The 21,945-nt window shown below is 65.3% G+C and carries 23 protein-coding genes; 7 read left to right on the top strand and 16 right to left on the bottom strand.

The features are described 5' to 3' along the window. Positions 1-12: 12 nt before the first annotated feature. Entirely contained in the window at positions 13-255 is a 243-nt protein-coding gene (locus FJV83_RS22505; RefSeq protein WP_095774758.1) for a hypothetical protein, read from the bottom strand. Positions 256-385: 130 nt separating this feature from the next. Here FJV83_RS22505 and gcvA point away from each other — a divergent pair, with 130 nt between their 5' ends. Continuing rightward, positions 386-1,318 (top strand): transcriptional regulator GcvA, encoded by a 933-nt coding sequence (gcvA, locus tag FJV83_RS22500; RefSeq protein WP_142886489.1) that lies wholly within the window; start codon positions 386-388, stop codon positions 1,316-1,318. A 24-nt stretch (positions 1,319-1,342) separates the two neighbouring features. On the opposite strand, the gene FJV83_RS22495 is transcribed toward gcvA, so the two are convergent. The 7 genes from FJV83_RS22495 to tsaD all read right to left on the bottom strand — a co-directional run bounded on the left by FJV83_RS22495 (position 1,343) and on the right by tsaD (position 6,155). Further along, positions 1,343-2,086 (bottom strand): glycosyltransferase family 25 protein, encoded by a 744-nt coding sequence (locus tag FJV83_RS22495; RefSeq protein WP_142886490.1) that lies wholly within the window; start codon positions 2,084-2,086, stop codon positions 1,343-1,345. A 15-nt stretch (positions 2,087-2,101) separates the two neighbouring features. Next, positions 2,102-2,518 carry a DUF1761 domain-containing protein gene (locus FJV83_RS22490; protein ID WP_095774755.1) on the bottom strand — a complete coding sequence of 139 codons (417 nt, stop codon included), beginning with the start codon at positions 2,516-2,518 and terminating at the stop codon, positions 2,102-2,104. A 69-nt stretch (positions 2,519-2,587) separates the two neighbouring features. After that, entirely contained in the window at positions 2,588-3,244 is a 657-nt protein-coding gene (locus FJV83_RS22485; protein WP_095792229.1) for a methyltransferase, read from the bottom strand. Further along, the gene (locus FJV83_RS22480) at positions 3,241-3,666 is read right to left on the bottom strand and encodes an EVE domain-containing protein (RefSeq protein WP_095774753.1); all 426 of its coding nucleotides are present in this window, start codon (positions 3,664-3,666) and stop codon (positions 3,241-3,243) included. Before FJV83_RS22480 ends, FJV83_RS22485 begins: the two co-directional genes overlap by 4 nt. Positions 3,667-3,704: 38 nt before the next feature. Further along, a complete protein-coding gene (locus tag FJV83_RS22475) occupies positions 3,705-4,001 on the bottom strand; it encodes a YciI-like protein (RefSeq protein ID WP_095774752.1) in 297 nt (98 codons plus the stop codon). A gap of 40 nt (positions 4,002-4,041) precedes the next feature. After that, positions 4,042-5,073: an NAD(P)H-dependent glycerol-3-phosphate dehydrogenase gene (locus FJV83_RS22470; protein WP_142886491.1), complete on the bottom strand. Its 1,032-nt coding sequence runs from the start codon at positions 5,071-5,073 to the stop codon at positions 4,042-4,044. Continuing rightward, on the bottom strand, positions 5,070-6,155 hold the full coding sequence (gene tsaD, locus FJV83_RS22465; protein ID WP_179296525.1) for a tRNA (adenosine(37)-N6)-threonylcarbamoyltransferase complex transferase subunit TsaD: 1,086 nt from the start codon (positions 6,153-6,155) through the stop codon (positions 5,070-5,072). The genes FJV83_RS22470 and tsaD overlap by 4 nt, the downstream gene beginning before the upstream one ends. A gap of 102 nt (positions 6,156-6,257) precedes the next feature. Here tsaD and hemC point away from each other — a divergent pair, with 102 nt between their 5' ends. The 6 genes from hemC to FJV83_RS22435 all read left to right on the top strand — a co-directional run bounded on the left by hemC (position 6,258) and on the right by FJV83_RS22435 (position 12,359). Next, positions 6,258-7,184, top strand: a complete 927-nt coding sequence (hemC, locus tag FJV83_RS22460) for a hydroxymethylbilane synthase (protein WP_095774874.1) — start codon at positions 6,258-6,260, stop codon at positions 7,182-7,184. Positions 7,185-7,186: 2 nt separating this feature from the next. Continuing rightward, the gene (locus FJV83_RS22455; protein WP_142886492.1) at positions 7,187-7,903 is read left to right on the top strand and encodes a uroporphyrinogen-III synthase; all 717 of its coding nucleotides are present in this window, start codon (positions 7,187-7,189) and stop codon (positions 7,901-7,903) included. A gap of 110 nt (positions 7,904-8,013) precedes the next feature. Then, positions 8,014-9,480 carry a COG4223 family protein gene (locus FJV83_RS22450; protein WP_142886493.1) on the top strand — a complete coding sequence of 489 codons (1,467 nt, stop codon included), beginning with the start codon at positions 8,014-8,016 and terminating at the stop codon, positions 9,478-9,480. Positions 9,481-9,490: 10 nt separating this feature from the next. After that, on the top strand, positions 9,491-11,092 hold the full coding sequence (locus FJV83_RS22445; RefSeq protein WP_142886494.1) for a heme biosynthesis protein HemY: 1,602 nt from the start codon (positions 9,491-9,493) through the stop codon (positions 11,090-11,092). A 52-nt stretch (positions 11,093-11,144) separates the two neighbouring features. Then, positions 11,145-11,624 carry a TerB family tellurite resistance protein gene (locus tag FJV83_RS22440; RefSeq protein ID WP_095774746.1) on the top strand — a complete coding sequence of 160 codons (480 nt, stop codon included), beginning with the start codon at positions 11,145-11,147 and terminating at the stop codon, positions 11,622-11,624. An 18-nt stretch (positions 11,625-11,642) separates the two neighbouring features. Beyond that, entirely contained in the window at positions 11,643-12,359 is a 717-nt protein-coding gene (locus tag FJV83_RS22435; RefSeq protein ID WP_142886495.1) for a glutamine amidotransferase, read from the top strand. Positions 12,360-12,395: 36 nt separating this feature from the next. Here the strand turns inward: FJV83_RS22435 and FJV83_RS22430 are convergent, their stop codons facing one another. From FJV83_RS22430 to FJV83_RS22395, 8 genes are all read right to left on the bottom strand, one after another. Further along, positions 12,396-12,704 (bottom strand): NIPSNAP family protein, encoded by a 309-nt coding sequence (locus FJV83_RS22430; protein ID WP_095774744.1) that lies wholly within the window; start codon positions 12,702-12,704, stop codon positions 12,396-12,398. A 48-nt stretch (positions 12,705-12,752) separates the two neighbouring features. After that, positions 12,753-13,991, bottom strand: coding sequence for an MFS transporter (locus tag FJV83_RS22425; protein WP_095788902.1), 1,239 nt, complete (start codon positions 13,989-13,991; stop codon positions 12,753-12,755). A 260-nt stretch (positions 13,992-14,251) separates the two neighbouring features. After that, positions 14,252-15,352: a pyridoxal phosphate-dependent aminotransferase gene (locus FJV83_RS22420; RefSeq protein WP_142886496.1), complete on the bottom strand. Its 1,101-nt coding sequence runs from the start codon at positions 15,350-15,352 to the stop codon at positions 14,252-14,254. A 122-nt stretch (positions 15,353-15,474) separates the two neighbouring features. Next, positions 15,475-15,930, bottom strand: a complete 456-nt coding sequence (locus FJV83_RS22415) for a MucR family transcriptional regulator (protein ID WP_095774741.1) — start codon at positions 15,928-15,930, stop codon at positions 15,475-15,477. A gap of 212 nt (positions 15,931-16,142) precedes the next feature. Then, the gene (locus tag FJV83_RS22410; protein WP_095792223.1) at positions 16,143-16,847 is read right to left on the bottom strand and encodes an ROK family protein; all 705 of its coding nucleotides are present in this window, start codon (positions 16,845-16,847) and stop codon (positions 16,143-16,145) included. A gap of 14 nt (positions 16,848-16,861) precedes the next feature. After that, complete coding sequence (gene zwf, locus FJV83_RS22405) at positions 16,862-18,238, bottom strand: glucose-6-phosphate dehydrogenase (RefSeq protein ID WP_095774739.1); 1,377 nt, start codon at positions 18,236-18,238, stop codon at positions 16,862-16,864. A gap of 22 nt (positions 18,239-18,260) precedes the next feature. Further along, complete coding sequence (gnd, locus tag FJV83_RS22400; protein WP_142877833.1) at positions 18,261-19,277, bottom strand: phosphogluconate dehydrogenase (NAD(+)-dependent, decarboxylating); 1,017 nt, start codon at positions 19,275-19,277, stop codon at positions 18,261-18,263. 48 nt (positions 19,278-19,325) lie between these two features. Further along, on the bottom strand, positions 19,326-21,743 hold the full coding sequence (locus FJV83_RS22395) for a glucan 1,4-alpha-glucosidase (protein WP_142886497.1): 2,418 nt from the start codon (positions 21,741-21,743) through the stop codon (positions 19,326-19,328). Positions 21,744-21,945 lie beyond the last annotated feature (202 nt).

Genomic DNA, 21,945 nt, shown 5'->3' with positions numbered 1-21,945 from the left:
CCAATCCCTTTTCTATCGCTTCTGCCAACCCGTGCCCAGCAGTCCGATTTCGCGAAGCTCACGGTCCATCGCCCTGGCAATGTCGCGGCGTTCGCCGCCGATATCGCGCAGTTCACGGTCGGAGAGGTCGTCGACCGATTCCAAGGGAAGCCTGGCGGCGACGTTGGCCTGGCGCAGCCAGTCAAACGTGGCGCGCAGCCACTGCGTGAGAGATGATTTCTGGGTGGTGTGGGACTTCAGAGCGATGTCGGTCATGGCTTTATCCGGTTTCTCCGGATATCAAATCCGGTTTGAAGGTATCTCGATGTCGAGATCATGCCGGATTGAAAAACAAACGGGAAACGAGTAGTTCTTTTCAGATCATCAAGTTTTATTTGGAGATCAGATGTCTCGCCTCCTGCCCGGAACGCGCGCGCTGAGGACCTTCGAGGCGGCGGCGCGTCACCTCAATTTCACCCGCGCCGCCGACGAGCTTGGGCTGACGCCGGCCGCGGTCAGCCACCAGGTCAAGGAAATCGAGGATCAACTCGACCTGGTGCTGTTCACGCGCACCAGCCGCACCATGCGGCTGACGGAAGCGGGAAACGTGCTTCACGAAGCATCGATCGATGCGCTCGACCTGCTCAACCGGGCGGTGTCGCGCGCCCGCAAGATGACGCGCGGCACGTCGCTCTTGAAAGTGACGCTCGACGCCCAATTCGCGACGAAATGGCTGATGCGGCGCATCGACGATTTCCGCCGCCAGCGGCCAGGCATCGAGTTGCGTTTCGACATCTCCTACGATGTCAGGGACTTCGAGCGCGACGACGTCGATATCGGCATCCGGTTCGGCACCGGCAGATATGCCGGGCTTTGCGCGCACCGGCTGTTCGACAACATCATCATCCCGGTGTGCAGCCCGGCGCTGCTGGCTTCCGGGCCGCCGCTCAACGAACCGCGCGATCTCTTCCAGCACACGCTCGCGCATATCGATTGGTCGCGGCAAGGCGTCACCTGGCCGAACTGGAGCATGTGGATGCAGGCGGCCGGCGTCGACGATTTCGACGACAGCCGCACCCTCGTCTTCGGCTCCTCGACCGATGCCACGCAGGCGGCCCTCGACGGCAATGCCGTGGCGCTGGCCGACTTCGCCATGGTCGCCAACGACCTGTCGCAAGGGCGTCTCGTGCGCCCCTTCGAGCTCGGCGTCAAGGTCGCGCCGGACTTCGCCTATTTCCTGGTTTATCCGGAAGCCGTGAAGGACGACGCCCGCATCGCCGCGTTTCGTGAGTGGCTGCTGGAGGAAGCGGCAAAGACGCACGGCACGGAGAAGGTGTAGGCCGCTGCCGGGCCCGTCCTTCGGTCACGACCGGGCGCTATGGCCGAAGATCATGCGCGTGTACTTCTTCCAGTTCCATTTCACGCTTTTGTAAAGACGCGGGTATCTTTTCGCCGAAATGGACGTCTGAAACGCCCCGTTTTCGCTGCCCTGTTCGACAATGGGCCGTTCGAACCAAAGCATTTCAACCCCGAGCCTCTCGTCCATCTGCTCAATCTGGTGATCGATCGCCGTCGATATCTTGTTTTGCGCGATCCAGGCGCAACGGGCCTCGGCAACCGGGCGGGTAATAAGGTAGGAATCGGTGCATCTGGCATGCAGTGCCGGATAAAGCTTCTGGCCCTTCCGCAATTTCCAGCCCGGCGTGTAGTAGTTGCTGCCATTGCCGAGATAGATGACGGCCTCGCGGCTGGGGCTGCCGAGTTCGGAAAGCCCCTGCCGGAACTTGGCGACGAAGTCGCGGGCGAGGAAGACGTCGTCCTCGAACACGAGGCAATAGGGAAGGTCGGTCTCGAGGAAGTCGCGCCAGATGCCGACATGCTTCAGCGCCAGCGAGACGGTCGCCGGATGGGTAAGGGCTGGCGCGACCAGCTCGTTTCGGATTTCCGGCGTGATGTCTGCCTGGTCCCAGTCCGTGTAAAAATAGACCGGCACGCCGCGCCGCTCGAATTCGCGGACAATGTGCCGGCGCCGGTCGTCATAGCCCTGCTTGACGTGGCAGATCCGGCTGAACACCTGGTCGCGTGGAAAGCCGGACTCGTCCGCCATCGTCAGCGCGCCGCCTTAGCTTGCCGCGGCGCCGAACCAGCCGATCACCGCGCCGACGATCAACAGGACGCCCAGCCAGTGACCACCGTCGATGAGGGTCAGGTCCCAGCCGAAATTTTCGTAGCGATGGTTGACCGACAGCGTCGTGGCGATGAACCCCAGCCAAAGCACGAAGCCGAAGACAAGTCCGGCGAGCAATGTCGGTTCACCGCCCGTCATCGCGGCGACGATCAGGGCCATGATGTAGGCCATGACCAGTTCGGCGACGAAGCTGATGACGAAAGGCAGGGGCGATTTCTTCATCGTCGCCGGATCGAGCTTGGCGGCCTTCAGCCACGGCTTGCTCAACGCCATGTACCAGGCGGCGCCGAACAGCCAGGCCAAGACGGCGGCGGCAATGACCGCCAGCCAGTTCACTGCTGAAAAATCCATGAGCTTCCCCCTCCAGATGCAGGCCATGCGACATGCATGCATTCTGTATCAGGCGCTTCGGCGATGGCGTCAAGCAAAGCGCCAGACGGTGGTGCGCTTGACCAGGGAATCCTCCAGCGCCCGCGTGACCTCCACCTCATAGACCGCAAGCGGCTCCAGCCCCGATTTCGGCAGATACGACCGGCCGGGATCGCCGACGAAGATCTCGGCTCCGCGCGCCTTGAGTGTCGCGAACCACGGCATCAGACGGTCGGCGAAGGATTTGTCGTAGAAAACGTCCCCGGCCAGCACCACGTCCCAGCCCGCGTCGGTGCCGATGCAATCCGTGCCGAGGAAGCCGATCCCGACGCCATTGGCCTCGCTGTTGAGGCGGATCGCCGTGGCGCAAAACGGGTCGATGTCGGCTGCGATAACTGCGGCAGCGTCCGCCTTGGCGGCGGCGATGGCGACAAGGCCGGAGCCTGAGGCGAAGTCGAGCACGCGCTTGCCTCGCACCGTGTCGGGATTGTCCAGGACATAGCGGGCAAGGCCCTGCCCGCCGGCCCAGGCAAAGGCCCAGAAGGGCGGCGGCAGGCCGATCTCGACCAGCTCGTCCTCGGTGCGCTGCCACAGATCGTGCGCTTCATCGGCGAGACGCAGCAGAATCTCGGGCACATGCGGCGGCGCCATCAGCGCCGTGTTGTCGAGGATAAATTGCTTCGCGCCGTGCGGGGTGAGCGCCGTCACGGAGCGGGCGTCAGGCCGCCCATGCGGCAGACTTCCTTCCATTCGGCCGGGGTCACCGGCTGCACGGAAAGCCGGCCGAGCCGCACCAGCGCCATTTCGGCGAGCTTCGGATTGGCTTTCACCTGTTCTAGCGTCGGCGGCGTCGGCACATCGCGAACCGCGCGGATGTCCACGCATTCCCAGCGCGGATCATCCGAAGTGGTGTCGGGGTGGGCCAGCGCGCAGACTTCGGCGATGCCGACGATGTTGAGCCCCTCATTGGAATGGTAGAAGAAGCCGAGATCGCCGATCTGCATGGCCTTCATGTTGTTGCGGGCGGCGTAGTTGCGCACGCCGTCCCATTGCGTGCCGGCCTTGCCCTTGGCCTTCAACGCCTCGAAGGAGAAGACCGAGGGTTCGGATTTGAACAGCCAGTAGTTCATGTTTCTCCTCCGTGCGATCGAGGTGCAGGCAACCGGAATTAACTAGCCGCCGGCTTGTTGAACGTCCAGTTCCACTGGCGAATTTCGACGCTTTCGAACAGGCCCGCCTTGGCATAGGGGTCGGCGGCCGACAAGGCCTGCGCCGCGGCCAGATCCGGCGCCTCGACGACCACGAGACTGCCATTGGGCTTGCCGTCGGCATCGAGGAACGGACCGGCGAAGGCCAGTCTCTTGTCCGCATTCAGCCCTTCGAGAAAAGCGACATGCTCGGGCCGCGTGTCGAGGCGCACCTGCAGGCTCGCGGGCTTGTCCTTGCAAATCAAAGCGAACAGCATGGTCTTTCTCCTGGGTTCTTCTGGATCAGAGTCGTGGGGATCAATCGTTGGTTTCGGTCTTCAGCGGCCGGGTCATCAGGGCCGTCACCGCCTGGCCGATGGTGATGGTGCCGTCCAGTATGGCCGCCACGGCGGTTATGATCGGCGCGTCGATGCCGCGCTCGGTGGCGATGCGGGCGGCGATCGTCGCCGTCGGCACGCCCTCGGCCAGCGCCAGTCCGGCAAGCGCCTTGCCTTGCCCGAGCGCCAGCCCGTAGGCGAAGTTGCGCGATTGCGCCGACGAGCAGGTCAGCAGCAGGTCGCCAAGGCCGGAAAGCCCCATCAAGGTCTCGGGCCTGGCGCCGAAGGCGGCACCGATGCGGCGCAGTTCGACGAAGCCGCGCGTCACCATGGCGGCCTGGGCGCTGGCGCCAAGCCCGGCGCCGGCGATGGCGCCCGCGGCGATGGCAAAGACATTCTTCAAGGCGCCGCCGATCTCGACGCCGATCAGGTCGTCGCTCGAATAGCAGCGCAGGTTTTCGGCGGAAAAGCGGGCGGCAAGGTCAGCCGCCAGCGCCTCGTCGCGGGCGGCGACCACGACCGCTGTCGGCAGGCCGCGGGCGACATCGGTGGCGAAGCTCGGGCCCGACAGCGCGGCGACCGGATTTCGCGGCAGGATTTCGTCGACAATTGCCGACAGCAAGGCGCCGGTGTCGCGCTCGATGCCCTTGGCACAGAGCACAAGCGGGATGCCGCCCGGCATATGGTCCTTCGCGGCCGCCAGCGTCGCCCGCAGAGACTGCGCCGGCGTTACCGCCAGCACGCAATGGGCCCCCGAGAGCGCCGCCGCAATGTCTGTTGTCGCTTCGATGCCGGGCGCAATGGCGATGCCGGGCAGATAGCGTGGATTCTGGCCTTGGCCGATCGCGGCCACGGTTTGCGGATCGCGCGCGAACAGCCGCACCTTATGGCCGGCGCGCAGCATGGCCAGCGCCAGCGCCGTGCCCCAGGCGCCGCCGCCCAGCACGGCGACCCGCCAGCCGCCTTTATTGGGATTGCCGACGTCTTGGCCGCTCACCGTTTCACCCGTCATGCCTTGGCTCCGCGCCGGCCGGAACCGACCATCGGCGCCGAGATGCTGTCCAGCGGCCAGCGCGAGCGCGGCACGAAATCGAAGCCGTTCTCCTGCGCCATGCCTTCGCGCAGCCGTTCGATGCCGGCCCAGGCGATCATCGCGGCATTGTCGGTGCACAGTTTCAGCGGCGGCGCGACGAAGGTGAACCCGGCCTCGGCGCAGAGCCGTTCCAGCGTTGCCTTGATGGTGCGGTTGGCGGCGACGCCGCCGGCAACCACCAGCGCCGGGTTTTTCGTGCCGGGAAATGTCTGGCCGAATCGCGCCAGCGCGCGCGAAACGCGGTCAGCCAGCGCATCGGCGACCGCCGCCTGGAACGAGGCGCAGATGTCGGCGACGTCCTGGTCGCTCAGCGGCTCGATCGCGGTCGCCGCCTGGCGCACAGCGGTCTTCAGGCCGGAGAAGGAGAAGTCGGGCTGCGCCGAACCCTTCATCGGACGGGGGAAGGCAAAGCGCGAGGCGTCACCCGATAGAGCCGCCGTCTCGACATTCGGTCCGCCGGGATAGGGCAGGCCAAGCATCTTGGCGGTCTTGTCGAAGGCTTCGCCGAGCGCGTCGTCGATGGTGGTGGCCCAGCGCTGATAGTCGCCGACGCCGCGCACCGCCAGGATTTGCGTGTGGCCGCCGGAGACCAGCAGCAGCAGATAGGGGAATTCGAGCCCGTCGGTCAGTCGCGCCGTCAAGGCGTGGCCTTCGAGGTGGTTGACGGCGATCAACGGCTTGCCGGCGGCGGCGGCGATCGCCTTGGCCGTCATCAGCCCGACGATCAGGCCGCCGACCAGGCCGGGGCCGGCGGTGGCGGCGATGGCATCGATATCGGCTAGGGTCGTGCCCGAATCGGCCAGGGCGGCCTCGACGATGCCGTCCAGCGCCTCGACATGGGCGCGGGCGGCGATCTCGGGTACGACACCGCCGAAGGCGGCATGCTCCTCGATCTGGGATAGCACGATGTTGGACAGGATTTTCGGCGCGGCATCGCCCTCCAGCGCCACGACGCTGGCGGCGGTCTCGTCGCAACTCGTCTCAATGCCCAGAACGCGGATCAATTCGTCGCTATCCCAAGAGATTGTGCAGCCAGGCTTTCCCCTTTAGGGAGAATGCCGGAAACGCAAAGCCAGCCGGGGGGTTATCACGGACCGCGCGCCATGCAAACAATCTTGAAAATCGGAACACGCGGCAGCCCGCTGGCGCTGGCCCAGGCGCATGAAACACAGGCGCGGCTGATGGCCGCGCATGGCCTGCCGGCGGAAGCCTTCGAGGTCGTCATCATCTCGACCAGCGGCGACCGCATCCAGGACCGGCCGCTGTCGGAAGCCGGCGGCAAGGGCCTGTTCACCAAGGAAATCGAGGAGGCGCTGCTCGCCGGTGCGATCGACATCGCCGTGCATTCGTCGAAAGACATGCCGACACGATTGCCGGACGGTCTGGAGCTCAGCGCATTCCTGCCGCGTGAGGACGCGCGCGACGCCTTTGTCGGTAGGGCGGTAAAGACCATCGCCGAGCTGCCGCGCGGCGCCAAGGTCGGCTCGTCGTCGCTCAGGCGGCAGGCGCTGATCCGCCGCATGCGGCCGGATCTCGAGGTGGTGATGTTCCGCGGCAATGTGCAGACGCGACTGCGCAAGCTCGACGAAGGGATCGCCGCCGGCACCATCCTCGCCTATGCCGGGCTGAAGCGGCTGGGCCTGGAGCATGTCGCCACCGACTTGATGCCGCTCGACATTTTTCCGCCCGCACCCGGCCAGGGCGCGATCGGCATCGAGGCGCGCATCGGCGATCGCGCCGTCGAAGAAATGCTGGTCGCCATCCATGATGTGCCGACCGGGCAGGCTCTGGCTTGCGAACGCGCCTTCCTGGCGGCGCTCGACGGCTCCTGCCGCACGCCGATCGCCGGCCATGCGACGATCGAGGCCGGAAATCTTTCCTTCGCCGGCCTGATCATTTCACCCGACGGCACGCAGTCGCATGTGGTCGAATTGCAGGGACCGGCGCAGGATGCCGCGCGCATCGGCGATGAGGCCGCGCGGACGGTGCGGGCCAGGGCCGGCGAAAAGTTCTTCGACGGCTGGCTCTGAAGATGCTTCGCGTCCTGGTGACCAGACCGGAACCGGGCGCATCGCGCACGGCGCGGCGGCTTCAGGACACGGGATTCCAGCCGGTCGTTCTGCCGCTGACCGAAACAGTGGCTTTGCCTGTCGATGCGGGGCTCGTCACCGGCGATGCCGTCGCGGTTGCCGTTACCAGCGCCAATGCCGTGCGCCATGCCCCGAACGAGGTCATCGCGGCGCTTGCCGCCCTGCCTTGCCATGCCGTCGGCGCCAGGACCGCCGAAGCGGCGCGCAAGATGGGGTTTTCTTCCATCATTGAAGGCTCAGGCGATGCCGAGGCGCTGGCCGACGCAATGGCGGCGGCATTTCCCGGCAAGGCAGTCACCTATCTCTGCGGACGCGTGCGGTTTCCCGTGTTTGAACAACGGCTGGAGGCGGCTGGAGTCCGGCTCCGCGCCGTGGAGACGTATGACACGCTCCCGGTGCCGTATTCCGACGAGACCATCCTTGCGCTGCTGTCGGGCCAGCCGGTCGATGCGGTGCTGCTCTATTCGGCCAAGTCGGCCGCCGCAATGCAGGCCTTGACCAAGCGGCCGGCTCTGCAAGAGGCCTTTCAAAAAACGCGGTTTATCGCGCTCTCCGCACGCATCGCCGACGCTTTCGACGATGGCGCCGGCAAAGCGATCCGCGTTGCCGCACAGCCCGATGAGGAGGCGCTGCTGGCGCTTTTGCGGGTGCTGCCCTGAGCCGCGTCATCACACCGCCCCTTTTCACCGCTTGGTGATGTGCTAGACCCTTTCTGAACCATCACGCGCCGGCAGGCGCTGAGACGAAGCGAATTTTGCGGAGCCCAGGCATGGTCAAGACGCCGAAGATGCGACACTCGAAAAGCCGCCGCGAGCCGGTGACCATCGATCTCGAGCCCGGTGCCGTTTCCCGCATCGTCGAGGAGGGTGCCGCCAAGGCAGCGGCCGAGACAGACGAGGCGAAGGCTGAAGAAGCCGCCAATGCCTCGCAGCCGGAGGCTCCCGAAGAGCCGGTGCATGCCGACCAGACCGATCTCGAACCCTGGGAACATGCCGACGGCGTGGGGCAGGCCGGAACCGAGCCACCCGCGGAGGCCAAGGCTGTTGAGCCGGAGATGCCCTATCCCGGTTCGGATGCGCCAGCCGACCGCACTGCCGCCTCCGACTACAATTTCGAGGATGCGTCGGCGAAGCGCACCGACGACGGCAAGGCAAAAACCCAGACGCGGGACGAAAAGATGGCGCCGGCCGAGGCAAAGCGTGGCGGCCTGAACGGCATCGCTGCCGGCATTATCGGTGGCGTCGTCGCGCTCGCCGGCGCCGGCGGCTTGCAATTTGCCGGCCTGCTTGGCGCGCCGGGTTCCGGCGCCGGCGTCTCGCTCGACGGCGTCAATGGCGAGATCGCTTCGCTGAAAACCGAGATTGCCGGGTTGAAGGACGGCGGCGGCAACAACGATGCAGCGGCCAAGGTGGTCGGACTTTCCTCGGGACTGGAGCAGGTAAAAGCCGATGTCGCGGCGCTGAAATCGGCGGTCGAACAAGGCGGCGCGGGCGACAATGCCGGGCTTGCAGCCCTTGGCGACAAGGTCAAGCAGATCGAAACCGCGGTCGCCGCCCTCGGCAAGGCCGGCAGCGCGGTGCCGGTCGATCTCGGCCCGCTCAACGAAAAACTCGCCGGTCTCGACGCGCTGGTAAAATCGACAGGCGAAGCGGCGAAGGCCCAGGACAGCCGGCTCGCCGCGCTGGAACAGTCGGTGTCGCAGCTTTCCGGCAAGGTCGAGGCGGCGGCAGGACAGCCGAAGATCGCGCTCGCCATTGCCGCGTCGGCCTTGAAGTCGGCGCTCGAACGCGGTGCGCCGTTCTCGGCTGAACTCGATACGCTCGCGGCGATTTCGCCCAACGCGCCTGAGCTCGCGACCTTGCGGCCCTATGCCGAAAAAGGCGTGCCCACCCGCACCGAGATCGCCGCGCAGATGGATGCCGCCGCCAATGCCATGGTCGCCGCCGCTACGCCGGTCGACCAGAATGCCGGCTTCCTGCAGAACCTGATGGCGAGCGCCGAATCGCTGGTCAAGGTGCGGCCGATCGGCGCCGTCGAGGGTCCCGGCGCGCCGGAAACCGTGGCGCGCATGGAAGTCGCCGTCACGCAGGGCGACTATGCCAAGGCGCTCGGCGAGTACAATTCGCTGCCTGAGGCCGTGAAGGCCGCCGGCGCCGACTTTGCCGGCAAACTGAAGGCGCGCATCGAGGTCGAAACCCAGGTCGACGCGCTGATCTCCGGCGCGATGAAGGCATGAGGGCAACACGATGATCCGCCTGCTCGCCTTCCTCATCGTCGTCTTCGCGCTCGGGCTCGGCTTTGCCTGGCTGGCCGACCGGCCGGGCGACATGGTCGTCACCTTCAACGGCTATCAGTACCAGGTCAGCCTGATGGTGGCGGCGGTGGCCATCGTCGCCGTGATCGCCGCCGTGATGATCCTGTGGTGGCTGGTCAGGTCGCTGTGGAACAGCCCCTATACCATCTCGCGCTATTTCCGCGTGCGCCGCCGCGACCGCGGTTATCAGGCGCTGTCGACCGGCATGATCGCGGCCGGCGCCGGCGACGGCGCGCTGGCCCGCAAGAAGACCAAGGAAGCGGCCAAGCTGATCCGTTCCGACCAGGAGCCGCTGATCCATCTGCTCGAGGCGCAGGCCTCGCTGCTCGAAGGCGACCATGAAGGGGCGCGCCAGAAGTTCGAAAGCATGCTCGACGATCCCGAAATGCGGCTGCTCGGCCTGCGCGGGCTTTATCTCGAAGCCGAACGGCTGGGTGACCGCAATGCCGCCCGCCACTATGCCGGCCGCGCCGCCGCCGTTGCGCCGCAGCTGGCCTGGGCGGCCGAATCGACACTGGAGGAATTGACCGCGCGCGGCGATTGGGACGGCGCCTTGAAACTGGTCGACGCGCAGAAGGCGACGCGGCAGATCGAGCGCGACGCCGCCAACCGCCGTCGCGCCGTGCTGTTGACCGCCAAGGCGCAGTCGCTCGCCGACAGCGATCCCAATGCGGCAAGAAGCGCGGCGCTAGAGGCCAACAAGCTGCAGCCGGATTTCGCCCCTGCCGCGGTTGCCGCCGCCGCCGCGCTGTTCAGGCAGAACGATGTGCGCAAGGGTTCGAAAATCCTGGAGACCGCCTGGAGGGCCGAGCCGCATCCCGAGATTGCCGAGCTCTACACCCATGCCAGGCCGGGTGACGCCGTGCTCGACCGTCTCAACCGGGCGAAGAAGCTGCAGGAGATGAAGAAGAACCACGCCGAATCGTCGATGACCGTGGCGCGTGCCGCGCTCGACGCACAGGATTTCGCCACCGCTCGCAGCGAGGCCGAGGCGGCGATCCGGATGGACCGCCGCGAAGGCGCCTATCTGCTGCTGGCCGACATCGAGGAGGCCGAGACGGGCGACCAGGGCAAGGTGCGGCAGCTGCTCTCCAAGGCGGTACGAGCGCCACGCGATCCGGCCTGGGTCGCCGATGGCGTCGTTTCGGAACGCTGGGTGCCGGTATCGCCAGTTACCGGGCGGCTCGACGCCTTCGAGTGGCGCGCGCCGATGGAGCGGCTTGGCCAGTTGATCGACGGCCGCGACGATGCGCCTGAGGCCACCGTGCCGGTGATCGAGGCGCTGGCGAAGCCGGCCAGTGAAAAGCCGGTCGAAGCGATCGAGCCTGCCACGGCGGGCAGCGAGACAACGGGCAAGGGAACCGATAGAAGCGAAGACCAGGTCACGCCGGTCACGGCGGCTGCGTTTGCGGCGGTGCCGGCCGATGCCGAGGCCGTCGGGCCGGCTGAAGAATTGGCGCGGCTGCCGGATGATCCGGGCGTCGATCCGGACGAGGAAGCGGAAAAATCGCCGCGCCGCTTCCGGCTGTTTTGATCTTGGCCTTCGGGTGATTGACTTGGCCCTTGGGCCGTTTGGGAATGGATTGATGTTCGAACGCGTTCTATCGTTTCTCAGGGATTTGCCGGCCGGCGCCGGGGCGCATACCAGCACGGACGATCCGCGCGTCGCCGCCTCGGCGCTGCTCTACCATGTGATGAATGCCGACGGCGTGCGCCAGGATGTCGAATGGGAGCGGTTCAAGGCCGTGCTCTCCGAGAGCTACTCGATCAGCGGCGCCGAACTCGAAGCGCTCGCCGCTGCCGGCGAGCGGGCCGACAATGAGGCGATCGACCTCTATGCCTTCACCAGCGTGCTCAAGCGCCATCTCGACGCGGACGGGCGCAAGGCCTTTATCGGCCTGATGTGGGAGATCGTCTATGCCGATGGCGAGTTGCACGAACTCGAGGACAATACGGTGTGGCGCGTCGCCGAACTGATTGGCGTCGAACGCCACGACCGGGTCGAGGCGCGCCGCAAGGCGGCGGCGCAGGCGCCGGGCGCGCGCGGAATTTCGAGCGACGAATAGACGGGATCCCGCCTGACGATGCCGCGCGCAACGAGCTCGAAGCCAAAAATCCTGATCGTGCTGCATCAGGAGAATTCGAGCCCCGGACGTGTCGGCCATATGCTCATCGAGGAGGGTTTCGAGCTCGATATCCGCCGGCCGCCGCTCGGCGACGCCTTGCCGGAGACGCTGGACGACCATGCCGGCACGGTGGTGTTCGGCGGACCGATGAGCGCCAATGACGAGGATGAGTTCGTTCGCCGCGAGACCAACTGGCTGGAAATCCCGCTCAGGGAAAACCGGCCGTGCCTGGGCATCTGCCTCGGTGCGCAGATGCTGGTCAACCATCTCGGCGGCAAGGTCGAGGGCCACGGCGAAGGGCTGGTCGAGATCGGCTGGTATCCGATCAAGGCGACCGAGGCCGGCAAGAAACTGATGCACTGGCCCGAAATGGTCTACCAGTTCCACCGCGAGGGCTTTTCCTTGCCCCGCGACGCGACGCTGCTGGCGACGGCCGAGACCTATCCCAACCAGGCCTTCCGCTACGGTGACAATGCCTGGGGCATACAGTTCCATGGCGAACTGACCCGGGTGATGATGCAGCGCTGGGTGGTGCGCGGCGCGCATCGCTTCGAATTGCCGGGCGCGCAGCCCGGCCGCGATCACCTCGGCGGCCGGCTGATCTGGGACATGCATCTGAAGCGCTGGCTGGACGAATTCCTGCGCATGGTGTTCGGCAGGCCGGCGGTGCGATAGCTCCGTCCGTTTCGCAATTCCGGGCGGACTGTTATTCTAGGGTTCGAGCACCGGCCGCATGAAGCTGCGCTCATAGCTCAAAATGCTGCGATTGCGTTTTTCCGCTTCAAACACATCCTGGCATTCCGGGTCAGCCGCCATCCGCATGCGATAGTCCTCGTAGTCGGCAAGGCTCGGAAAGCTGAACATGGCATAGGCGATATTGTTGGCTCCTTCGCTCGGGAGGAAATAGCCATGATGGTTTCCGCCGAGGCGATTGACCAGACCGATCCAGCGGCGGCCATATTCTTCAAACTCGGCAAGCTTGTAAGGGTCGATGACATATTTCAGGTAGCACGTGATCATGGGATTTCCTGTGACAGGGTGAGGTATCTTGCCGGCCATCGGCGAGCGTCAGTTGCGCCCGTCGAGGTGGCGAACCTTGCGCAATTGCGGGAACAGATACGCCCACAGGCCGGCGACCGCGATGGCGCCGACGCCGCCGATCACCACCGCAGGGACGGTGCCGATCAGCGCCGCCATGGTGCCGGCACGGAATTCGCCGACCTCGTTGGAGGCGCCGACGAAGACCTGGTTGACGGCGTTGACGCGGCCGCGCACCTCGTCCGGCGTCCACAGCTGGATCAGCGTCTCCCTGATATAGACGCTGAACATGTCGGTGGCGCCGAGGAGGGCCAATGCGACGATCGACAGCCAGGTGAGGGTGGACAGTCCAAACAGCACGGTGGAGGCGCCGAATGCAGCGACGAAGCCGAGCATGATCACGCCGGCATGGTTGCGGATCGGATGCCCGGCGAGCCACACCGCCACGCAGATGGCGCCAATGCCCGGCGCCGAACGCAGCAGCCCGAGGCCCCACGGGCCGAGCTGCAGGATGTCGCGCGCATAGACCGGCAGCAATGCCGAGGCGCCGGAGAGAAGCACGGCGAACAGGTCGAGCGAGATGGCGCCAAGCACGATCTTCTCGCTCCAGATGTAGCGGAAGCCGGCAAACAGCGTCGCCATGGAGGGCTTGTCGGTGGCGGTCCGCTGGGCGGGCCTGGGAATGGTGAAAATCAAAAGGGCGGCAGCCAGCATCAGGATGGCGGCGCTGGCGTATGCGACCTCCGGAGAAACGCCGTAGAGCAGGCCGCCGGCAACCGGTCCAACGATGGTCGCCGTCTGCCAGGCGGACGAGTTCCAGGCAATCGCGTTGCCGAAATCCTCCGGCGGCACCAGATTGGCGAACAGCGAGGACGAGGCCGGGCCGTAAAAGGCCCGTGCCGTGCCGAACATCGCGAGCACGGCGAAGATCGGCAGCGGGCTGGCGAGACCGCGCAGCGTCAGGACCAGCAGAATGAGGGCGCATGTGCCCTCGATCACCGTCGACAGCGCCATGATCAGCCGGCGTCCGAAGCGGTCGGCGACGACGCCGGTGACCAGCACCAGAAGCAGGGACGGCAGGAACTGGACGATGCCGACAATGCCGAGGTCGAAAGGATCGCGGGTCAAATCATAGACCTGCCAGCCGACGGCGACGGAGACGATCATGGTCGCGAAAGTGGTGAGAAAGCGCGCCGTCCAGTAGCTGAGGAAGGCTTTGTGCCGGAAGGCCGCGTAACGCTGCTCAGGTGAAGTTTGCAGGGATGTCATGAATAAAGGCCCCGTTGCGATGGCATTGGAGCGACGTCCAATTGGACGCACAAAGTTCGCTCCAACACTGTTTGGTTTCGCATCGTGCTTTGCGAAAATCGGAAATGCACTTTCGGGCCGATGCGATGCCGGCGGGGCACTTCCCGGATGGGCGCTGGTCCGACCAATGGAACGTCTAGCAAAGTTCGATGCGCGATGTGTGCGAAAATCGGCACTGGATCAAGGGATTCTCAGCCCGTTGCGTCCATCGCACAAGGACGTTACTGCCGAAGTGCCGCCGAAATGGCGTCGAGCCCGCCTCGCAACTCGGCCTCCGTCGGCCAGCCGAAGCCGACGCGGAAGAAGCGCTTTTCCATCTCGAACCAGTGGCCGGGCCCGACATAGGTGCCATGGTTTTCCAGCAGGTCCACATAGAAGCGGTCGAGATCGAAGCCGGGTTCGACATTGAGGCGCGGGAAGCCGACGACACCGCCTTCGGGCCGCACCCAGTCGACCAGCGGCTCGCGGTCGATCCAGGCCTGGACGATGTCTCGACGCTTCGCCATTTCGGGCAGCAGCGCTCCCAGGAAGGCGTCCCGGCGTTCGAGCATGCCGCGCGCAATGCCTTCGTCGATGACGCTGCCGCAGATGCCGATCTGTTCCTTGGCGGCAAGGAACGTCTCCTGTAGCGCTGGATCCCTGGTGATCAGCCAGCCGATGCGGATGCCTGGAATGCCGAAGGCCTTCGACAGCGACGCGACGCTGATTGCCTTCGGGCTCAGCGAGGCCGCCGACGGCAGGCGCCGGCCATAGGAAAGGTCGCGATAGGTCTCGTCGACCAGCAAATGGCAGTTGCGGCTTTCCGCGAGCGCTACCAGCGCGTCGAGATCGGCCTGGCCCATCATCGTGCCTGTCGGGTTGTGCGGGCACGTAACGCTGATCAGCCTGGTGTTCGGCCGCATCGCCGCCTCGATGGCGTCGACGTCGATGGCAAAGCCGTCCTCGAAGGCGAGATCGACAAAGCTGATGGCGCAGCCGATCGCGCGTGGGGTTTCGATGTTGGTGGCGTAGTTGGGCCGGATGACGACGAGATGGTCGCTCGCCGACAGCAGCGATGTCGAGATGATGAACAGCGCGCCGGCGGCGCCGGCGGTGACCAGCACATCGTCAGACGAGATGCCGGCATCCTGCGCCGCGATCAGCGCACGCAAGTCCTTGTCGCCGCGATGCTCGCCATAGAACAGCGTGAGGTCAGGCAGCGACAGGCCGATGTCGGAGAGCTTCTGGTCGGCGATCGAGCTCTCGGACAGGTTGAAGCAGATGCGGTCGTAGCCGTACTCCTCCGGCGCCTCTTTCTCGATCACCATCCTGGTGTAGTTCATGGCTTCCCCCACATGACCTTTGTCCGGTCTATCCAAGCCACAAAAGCAGGAAGCCTGCCAAGGCGGTTTCGCCGGCAGGCTTCTGTTCCAGTCGTCCTAAATATTGGCTCAGGCCTGAATGCTCAGGCCGAAACCTTCGCCCTGCGGCCCTTGGCCTTGACAGGCGCCACCTCGACCTTGCGGCCGAGTCCGATGGACTTCGCCAGTTGCGAGCGCGAGGCCGCATAGTTGGGAGCAACCATCGGATAGTCCGAGGGCAGGCCCCATTTGGCGCGGTAGGCGTCCGGCGTCAGGCCAAAATGCACGCCGAGATGGCGCTTCAGTGATTTGAACTTCTTGCCGTCTTCGAGGCAGATGATGAAATCCGGCGTCACCGACTTCTTCGGGTTGACCGCGGGAACCAGGGGAGCCGCCACCGGCACCGCCGGCTTGCTGAGCCCGCCGATCGAGGTGGCGACGCTGGCGATGAGGTCGGCCAGGCCGGAGGCGGGCAGGCGGTTCTTCTCAACGTAGGCGGATACGATGTGGGCGGTCAGCTCGAGAAGGTCGATGCGAGCGTCGTTGCTATCGTCGGTCAATGTTTCCTCCGTCTATGGTGCCCGGCCTCGAAAATGGGGATCGTTTTCGAAAGGACGAGGCACAAATCAAAAAATGCTGAAGGGTCTTCAAGCGTATCCAGTGGAGCGCGCGGGTTAGTGCGCGAAATTCCTAGTCGGCAAATCTGCGCAACGCAATGATTAAGCGCGGCGTCACACGTTATTTTGAACAACTATACTAAACAGTAATAATATCAGACAATCAGCGCCTTGTCTCGCCACAGACGAAATCCGCCTTCGAAGGCGCGTGTGTTGTCACCGCGCCTGGCCTCGGCCGGTAACTCGTCGAGCTTATCGACATTGCCGCCGCCAATGATGACATAATCTGGCTGCAGGGCGGCGCGCAGACGGGTGACGACGTCGACGACGTATTTGCGCCACTTCTTCTTGCCGTACTTTTCCAGGCCGCGCTCGCCGACATAGTCCTCGAAACTTCGGCCTTTCCTGTAGGGAAGATGGGCGAGCTCCATCGGCTGGCCGACATTGTCGAAGACCATCGCCGCACCAAGGCCGGTTCCCAGCCCGAGGAACAGCATGCGCCCGCCTTCATAGCTGCCGATAGCCTGCATCAACGCATCGTTGACCACCTTGACCGGCTTGCCGAACTGCGCGTCGAAATCGAAGCCGGCCCAACCCTTGCCGAGATTCTTGGGATCGAGCACCGGCTTGTTGTGACGCACCGGGCCGGGATAGCCCATCGAGATGACGTCGTAGGACAGGCCCTCGGCGAGCTTCTTCACCTTGTCGATCATCTGCTGCGGCGTCAGGTCCGGGCCGGAATCGTCCCGGCGCTCGGCGCCGCCGGCGCTGGTCAGGATCTTGACGTGCGAGCCGCCAATGTCGATCGAAAGCACGATCTGCCCGGCGTCCGATGCCGTCTGCTTCACCGCCTTGGCCATCGTCTCTCCTCCGCTCATGCCACCGGGTCGATCCAGCCGTTGGGAGGCCCGAAGCCGGCCATGGCGTCGGCCGGCCCCCATGTCTTCGGCTCATAGAGATGCGGCGGCGTGGTGTCGCCGAGCACCGGCCCGACAATGCGCCAGGCAAGCTCGGCCGCGTCCTGGCGGGTGAAGAGCTGGCCATTGCCGTTCATGGCGTCGCCGATCAGGCGCTCGTAAGGCGGCATGTCGGCCTTGCTGTCGTCGAGCGCCGTGAGTTCCACCTGTTCGCCGACCATGTCGTCGCCGGGTGCCTTGCGCTGCGCGCCGATGGCGATCACCACTTGCGGGTCGATGCGGAAACGCACGTAGTTCTGGTCGGCGGGCTTGATCGGGTCGAAGACGTCGAGCGGAGGGCGCTTCAGCCGCACCACCACTTCCGTGACATGCACGGGCATGTTCTTGCCGGCGCGGATGAAGAAAGGCACATCCTGCCAGCGCCAGGTGTCGACGAAGAAGCGCACCGCCGCGAAGGTCTCGACCGGCGAATTCGGCTTCACGCCGGGCTCGGCGAGATAGCCGGTGAACTGGCCGCGCACGACATCGTCTTTTGTCAGTGTCCGTATCGCCCTGAGAACCTGCACCTTCTCGTCGATCAGGTCGTCGGCCGAGCGGCCGACCGGCGGCTCCATGGCCAGCAGCAAGAGGATGTTGAGCAGATGGTTCTCGATGACATCCCTGATGCAGCCGACATCGTCATAGAAGCGGCCGCGGCCCTCGACGCCGAAATCCTCGGCCATGGTGATCTGCACGCTCTCGACGAAATTGCGGTTCCAGATCGGCTCGAGAAAGGAATTGGCGAAGCGGAAATAAAGCAGGTTCTGGATCGCTTCCTTGCCGAGATAGTGGTCGATGCGGAAGATCGACTGCTCGTCGAACACCAGATGCAGCACGCGGTTCAGCCAGCGCGCCGACTGCAGATCATGGCCGAACGGCTTTTCCACCATCAGCCGCGCGCCACGCGCGGTGCCCGACTGCTCCAATCCTTGCACGACAGTCTCGAACATGGTCGGCGGCACCGCCATGTAGTGCAGCGGCCGCTGGGCGGTGCCAAGCGCGGTCTTCAGCTTCTCGAAGGTGGCCGGATCGCGGTAGTCGCCGCTGACATAGCGCAGCAGCGAGGCGAATTTGGCGAACACCTTCTCGTCGATCTTGCCGATGGCGTTGACGATGCCGTCGCGGGCGCGGGCCTGCAACTGCTTGATGTCCCAGGCGTCGAAGGCGACGCCGATCACCGGTTCGGTGAGCGTGCCCTTGGCGACCATCTGGTAAAGGGCCGGAAATATCTTCTTGTGGGCGAGGTCGCCGGTGGCGCCGAAGAGCACCAGCGTGTCGGACCGTTCCTGGCTCATGCGTGCGTCTCCCCAGGCCGCGTCACTTGCCGGCCTTCGGCTTTTCGACATGGCCGCCGAAGGCATAGCGCATGGCGGACAACAGCTTGTCGGCGAATTCGGATTCGCCTTGCGAGGAGAAGCGGTCGAACAGCGCCGAGGACAGCACCGGCGCCGGCACGCCGGTGTCGATCGCGGCCTTCAGCGTCCAGCGTCCTTCGCCCGAATCCGAAACCCGGCCGCCGAACTGCGCCAGGCCCGGGTCGCCCTTCAGCGCGCCGGCGGTGAGATCGAGCAGCCAGGAGCCGATGACGCTGCCATGCCGCCAGACCTCGGCCACCTGCGGAAGATCGATGTCGAACTGGTAGTATTGCGGGTTTTCCAGCGGGCTGGTCTCGGCGTCGGCCGTGCGTTGCCGCTTACCGGCATTGGCCGACTTCAAGATGTTCATGCCTTCGGCATAGGCGGCCATGACGCCATACTCGATGCCGTTGTGCACCATCTTGACGAAGTGGCCGGCGCCGCTCGGCCCGCAATGCAGGTAACCGAAGGGCGCGGTGCCGGCGGCCTTGTCGGGAGCCGGCGCGCCGGCATCGGCGCCGGGCGCCAGCGTGGCGAAGATCGAATCGAGGTGCTGCACCGCAACGTCGGGACCGCCGATCATCAGGCAGTAGCCGCGCTCGAGGCCCCAGACACCGCCGCTGGTGCCGACATCGACAAGATGGATGCCCTTGGTGGCCAGTTTCGCCGCCTGGTCGACGGCGTCATGATAGTAGGAATTGCCGCCGTCGATGACGATGTCGCCGGGCTCCATCAGGACCGAGACCTGATCGATGATTTTGCCGGTGATCGCCGCCGGCAGCATCAGCCAGACACAGCGCGGCTTGGCGAGCTTGCCGACGAATTCCGTCAGGGATGCCGTGCCCAGCGCACCGTCGCTCACCAGGGCCGCGACGCTTGCCGGGTTGATGTCGTAGACGACGCATTCATGGCCATCGCGCATCAGGCGCCGCACCATGTTGGCGCCCATCCGGCCCAGTCCCATCATTCCGATCTGCATGGTTTCGTCCTGTTTCCTAGAGATTTTCTGGGTTTGTCGAGGAAGGATCTAGCCGCTATCCCGCTCGCCTGATGTGACGGAGAAGTCGACATTCTCCCAATCGCCGGTTCCGGGCCAGAAAAAAGTGAAGATCAGCGTGCTTCCGCCGCGGAGGCTGGCGGTGGGAAGATCGGCAAGATGGATGCCGAAGGCATTTTCCGCCGTCTGGCTGTCATGGGCGGTTGCCCAATTGTCGCTGCTCCAGTGCACCGTGGCCGCTGCCAGCAATTCGATGCGCAGCGTCTTGCCCTCGGGCAGCGTGCGGATCTTGTTGTTGAAGCGCCAGGTCCTGAACGGCGATGTGGTCTTGCCCTGGATGTAGCGCTTCACGCCTTGCGGCGGCATGTCGAAGACAACGCCGTCGCGCAGCGAGCGCAGCAGCTTGATATGCTCGGAATGCGCCCAGACCAGCGGCATGGCGCTGCCCGAAGGGCGGCCGTGCAGCAATTCGCGCTCGGGCAGGTCGGCGCCGTCCCAGACCTGCTCCGGAAGCAGGCCGCCGGGCTCGGCCGAACCTTCCAATGCCGCCAGAAGATTGGCTGCCTTGTCCTTGCGCCCCGCCGCCAGTTCATAATGGGCGCGTTCGCCGGCCAGAAGCGGCCATGGCCGGCCCTGGCCGGTGCCGTCGAAAGGGGCGCCGTCCTGGTGTTCGCCATAGCCGTCGCCATTGTAGCGATACCAGAGCGAGCCTTGCGGCAGCGCGCAGCGTAACTGCGCGTCGATGACCTGGACCGTATCGACGATGCGCGGGTCATCAGCCGACCTCAGGCCGAAGCGCACCAGCGCCAGCGCGTCCGGGCTGACGATTTCCTGCGCCGGGCGGTTTGTGTCACCGGGCGGCCGGTTCTTGATCGGTACATAGCCGTCCTTCGGCGAGGCGGCCTCGGTGCTGTCGGGCGGCGCGATGCGGACATAATAGCCTTTGACGCCGGCCGCCTTGCCGATGGCCGTGTCGGTGGCATAGGTCCAGCGTTCGACCTGGTCGTTCCAGCCATCCGATGTCTCGCGCAGATAGATTGCTTCGTCCATCTTGCCGCAGGCATCGAGCAGGTCGGCCGCGGCAAGCAGCGCCGCGATCTCCACGGCCAGCGTGAACGGGCTGTAGCCGGCATCCTCTTCCCAGCGATCCTCGCCGGTGACCGGTCCATTGCGCACGACATAGGTCGCGGCGCGCTCGATCATCGGCAGGAAAGCGGCAAGCCTGGCGCGGGGCAGGTGTCCCGCGCGATGCAGGGCGTCGGCCAGAAGCAGCGGGAAGGCGCATTCGTCCATCTGGATGCCGGGCCAATAGGCCGACCCGTCGAGCCAGGCATTTTGCGGCCAATGTCCGTCCGGCTGCTGGATGGAGCGCAGATACTCGAGGATCTGCAGCGCCGAGCCGGCATCGCCGGCGGCGAGAAAGCCGCCCGCCGTCTCGACCAGATCGCGCGGCCAGACCAGATGGTAGCCGCCGAGATCGTCGTCGCCCTTGTTGAAGCCCCAGGGGATGGACAGGCTGGCGACCGCCGCGCCCGGCATGGCGGTGGAGCGGTGCGTCGCCAGAACCGCGGTCGAGGCGCGATAGGTGTTGATGCCGGATGCCGCGTGCCGGTCCAGCGGCAGCAGTCCCGCCTGCCATTTGCGCCAATTCTGGACATAGGCCTTGGCGGCGGGCTCAAAGCCCGTCTTCAGGCTGGCGAAGGCATTTTCGGCGGCCTCGTCCGCTGTCGCGCCGAAACCCAGCGCCAGCACGGCTTTTGTCTTGGTCGGCGAAAAGCCGATCTCGCCGGTCAGCGCGACATTGCCGTCTTCTGCCCGTTGGCAAGCCGGATCGAGGATGCCGGTATGATTGAGTTGCTGCCAGCCGTCGGAGAAGCCGACGTAGCCGGCTGAACAATCCCGCCAGGGCAGCGACGAGGCCAGCGCCAGGCAAGAGCCGCGGCCCGAGGCGAACAGCACGGGCTGTCCCTTGTGGTCGCCGACCCAGGCGGTGTTGCCCATGCCGGCATTGACCAGATGCGGCGCCAGAAGCGCGTAGACGCGGTAATCGCCGGGAGCACCTTTAAGCGCCGTGAAGGTGATTTCCTGCAGCAGCACGGGTTGCGCCGGGTCGCAGAGGATGCGCTTCTCGATGCGGTAGGCGCCGTCGCCGGCGGTGTTGACCAGCCGGTAGGCGGGCACGCCGGCCTCGAAGGGCTCGATTTCATGCGCGGCATCGCGCTTCTCTTCCGAGAAATAGCCGCCGGGACCGGTGACGATCAGGCCGAGATCGCGCGTGCAGGCGCTGTCGAGCCGTGGATAGTAGACTTCGTTGAGGATGCCGTGGCTGATGGTGAACCAGATGTGGCCGGCCGGCGAAAGCGACGTCCCGACGCCGCTCTTGGCGCTCGACGTCCAGCGCGCCGGAATGCCCGGCGCGCCCGGGGGAACGATCGGCGTCACTGCCATCTCTGTTGGCCTCCTGTGCGCATGGCTTACCCATCCACCGACGCCATTTCAATTGGCGCACCGCAAGTTGATCGGCAGGCTTTGCGGATTGCAGTTGACAGGCCGCTATGCCATCTTCATTTGTCTGACAATCGATAAAAAACAGGAACGCAGGCGCGACTTTCCACCTAAAATCCGCACGACCAGCAACTCTTGGGAGGAG

The sequence above is a fragment of the Mesorhizobium sp. WSM4307 genome (genome assembly GCF_007003945.1).
GTDB lineage: Bacteria > Pseudomonadota > Alphaproteobacteria > Rhizobiales > Rhizobiaceae > Mesorhizobium.
The sequence above is the reverse complement of the archived record's forward strand: the minus strand, read 5'-3'. Positions and strand labels throughout refer to the sequence as shown.

What these genes read in the sequence shown, in the direction of transcription:
- FJV83_RS22505 (WP_095774758.1), bottom strand. Translation starts at nt 255, where the DNA reads ATGACCGACATCGCTCTGAAGTCCCACACCACCCAGAAATCATCTCTC.
- gcvA (WP_142886489.1), top strand. Translation starts at nt 386, where the DNA reads ATGTCTCGCCTCCTGCCCGGAACGCGCGCGCTGAGGACCTTCGAGGCG.
- FJV83_RS22495 (WP_142886490.1), bottom strand. Translation starts at nt 2,086, where the DNA reads ATGGCGGACGAGTCCGGCTTTCCACGCGACCAGGTGTTCAGCCGGATC.
- FJV83_RS22490 (WP_095774755.1), bottom strand. Translation starts at nt 2,518, where the DNA reads ATGGATTTTTCAGCAGTGAACTGGCTGGCGGTCATTGCCGCCGCCGTC.
- FJV83_RS22480 (WP_095774753.1), bottom strand. Translation starts at nt 3,666, where the DNA reads ATGAACTACTGGCTGTTCAAATCCGAACCCTCGGTCTTCTCCTTCGAG.
- FJV83_RS22475 (WP_095774752.1), bottom strand. Translation starts at nt 4,001, where the DNA reads ATGCTGTTCGCTTTGATTTGCAAGGACAAGCCCGCGAGCCTGCAGGTG.
- FJV83_RS22470 (WP_142886491.1), bottom strand. Translation starts at nt 5,073, where the DNA reads ATGACGGGTGAAACGGTGAGCGGCCAAGACGTCGGCAATCCCAATAAA.
- hemC (WP_095774874.1), top strand. Translation starts at nt 6,258, where the DNA reads ATGCAAACAATCTTGAAAATCGGAACACGCGGCAGCCCGCTGGCGCTG.
- FJV83_RS22455 (WP_142886492.1), top strand. Translation starts at nt 7,187, where the DNA reads ATGCTTCGCGTCCTGGTGACCAGACCGGAACCGGGCGCATCGCGCACG.
- FJV83_RS22450 (WP_142886493.1), top strand. Translation starts at nt 8,014, where the DNA reads ATGGTCAAGACGCCGAAGATGCGACACTCGAAAAGCCGCCGCGAGCCG.
- FJV83_RS22445 (WP_142886494.1), top strand. Translation starts at nt 9,491, where the DNA reads ATGATCCGCCTGCTCGCCTTCCTCATCGTCGTCTTCGCGCTCGGGCTC.
- FJV83_RS22440 (WP_095774746.1), top strand. Translation starts at nt 11,145, where the DNA reads ATGTTCGAACGCGTTCTATCGTTTCTCAGGGATTTGCCGGCCGGCGCC.
- FJV83_RS22435 (WP_142886495.1), top strand. Translation starts at nt 11,643, where the DNA reads ATGCCGCGCGCAACGAGCTCGAAGCCAAAAATCCTGATCGTGCTGCAT.
- FJV83_RS22430 (WP_095774744.1), bottom strand. Translation starts at nt 12,704, where the DNA reads ATGATCACGTGCTACCTGAAATATGTCATCGACCCTTACAAGCTTGCC.
- FJV83_RS22425 (WP_095788902.1), bottom strand. Translation starts at nt 13,991, where the DNA reads ATGACATCCCTGCAAACTTCACCTGAGCAGCGTTACGCGGCCTTCCGG.
- FJV83_RS22420 (WP_142886496.1), bottom strand. Translation starts at nt 15,352, where the DNA reads ATGAACTACACCAGGATGGTGATCGAGAAAGAGGCGCCGGAGGAGTAC.
- FJV83_RS22410 (WP_095792223.1), bottom strand. Translation starts at nt 16,847, where the DNA reads ATGGCCAAGGCGGTGAAGCAGACGGCATCGGACGCCGGGCAGATCGTG.
- zwf (WP_095774739.1), bottom strand. Translation starts at nt 18,238, where the DNA reads ATGAGCCAGGAACGGTCCGACACGCTGGTGCTCTTCGGCGCCACCGGC.
- gnd (WP_142877833.1), bottom strand. Translation starts at nt 19,277, where the DNA reads ATGCAGATCGGAATGATGGGACTGGGCCGGATGGGCGCCAACATGGTG.
- FJV83_RS22395 (WP_142886497.1), bottom strand. Translation starts at nt 21,743, where the DNA reads ATGGCAGTGACGCCGATCGTTCCCCCGGGCGCGCCGGGCATTCCGGCG.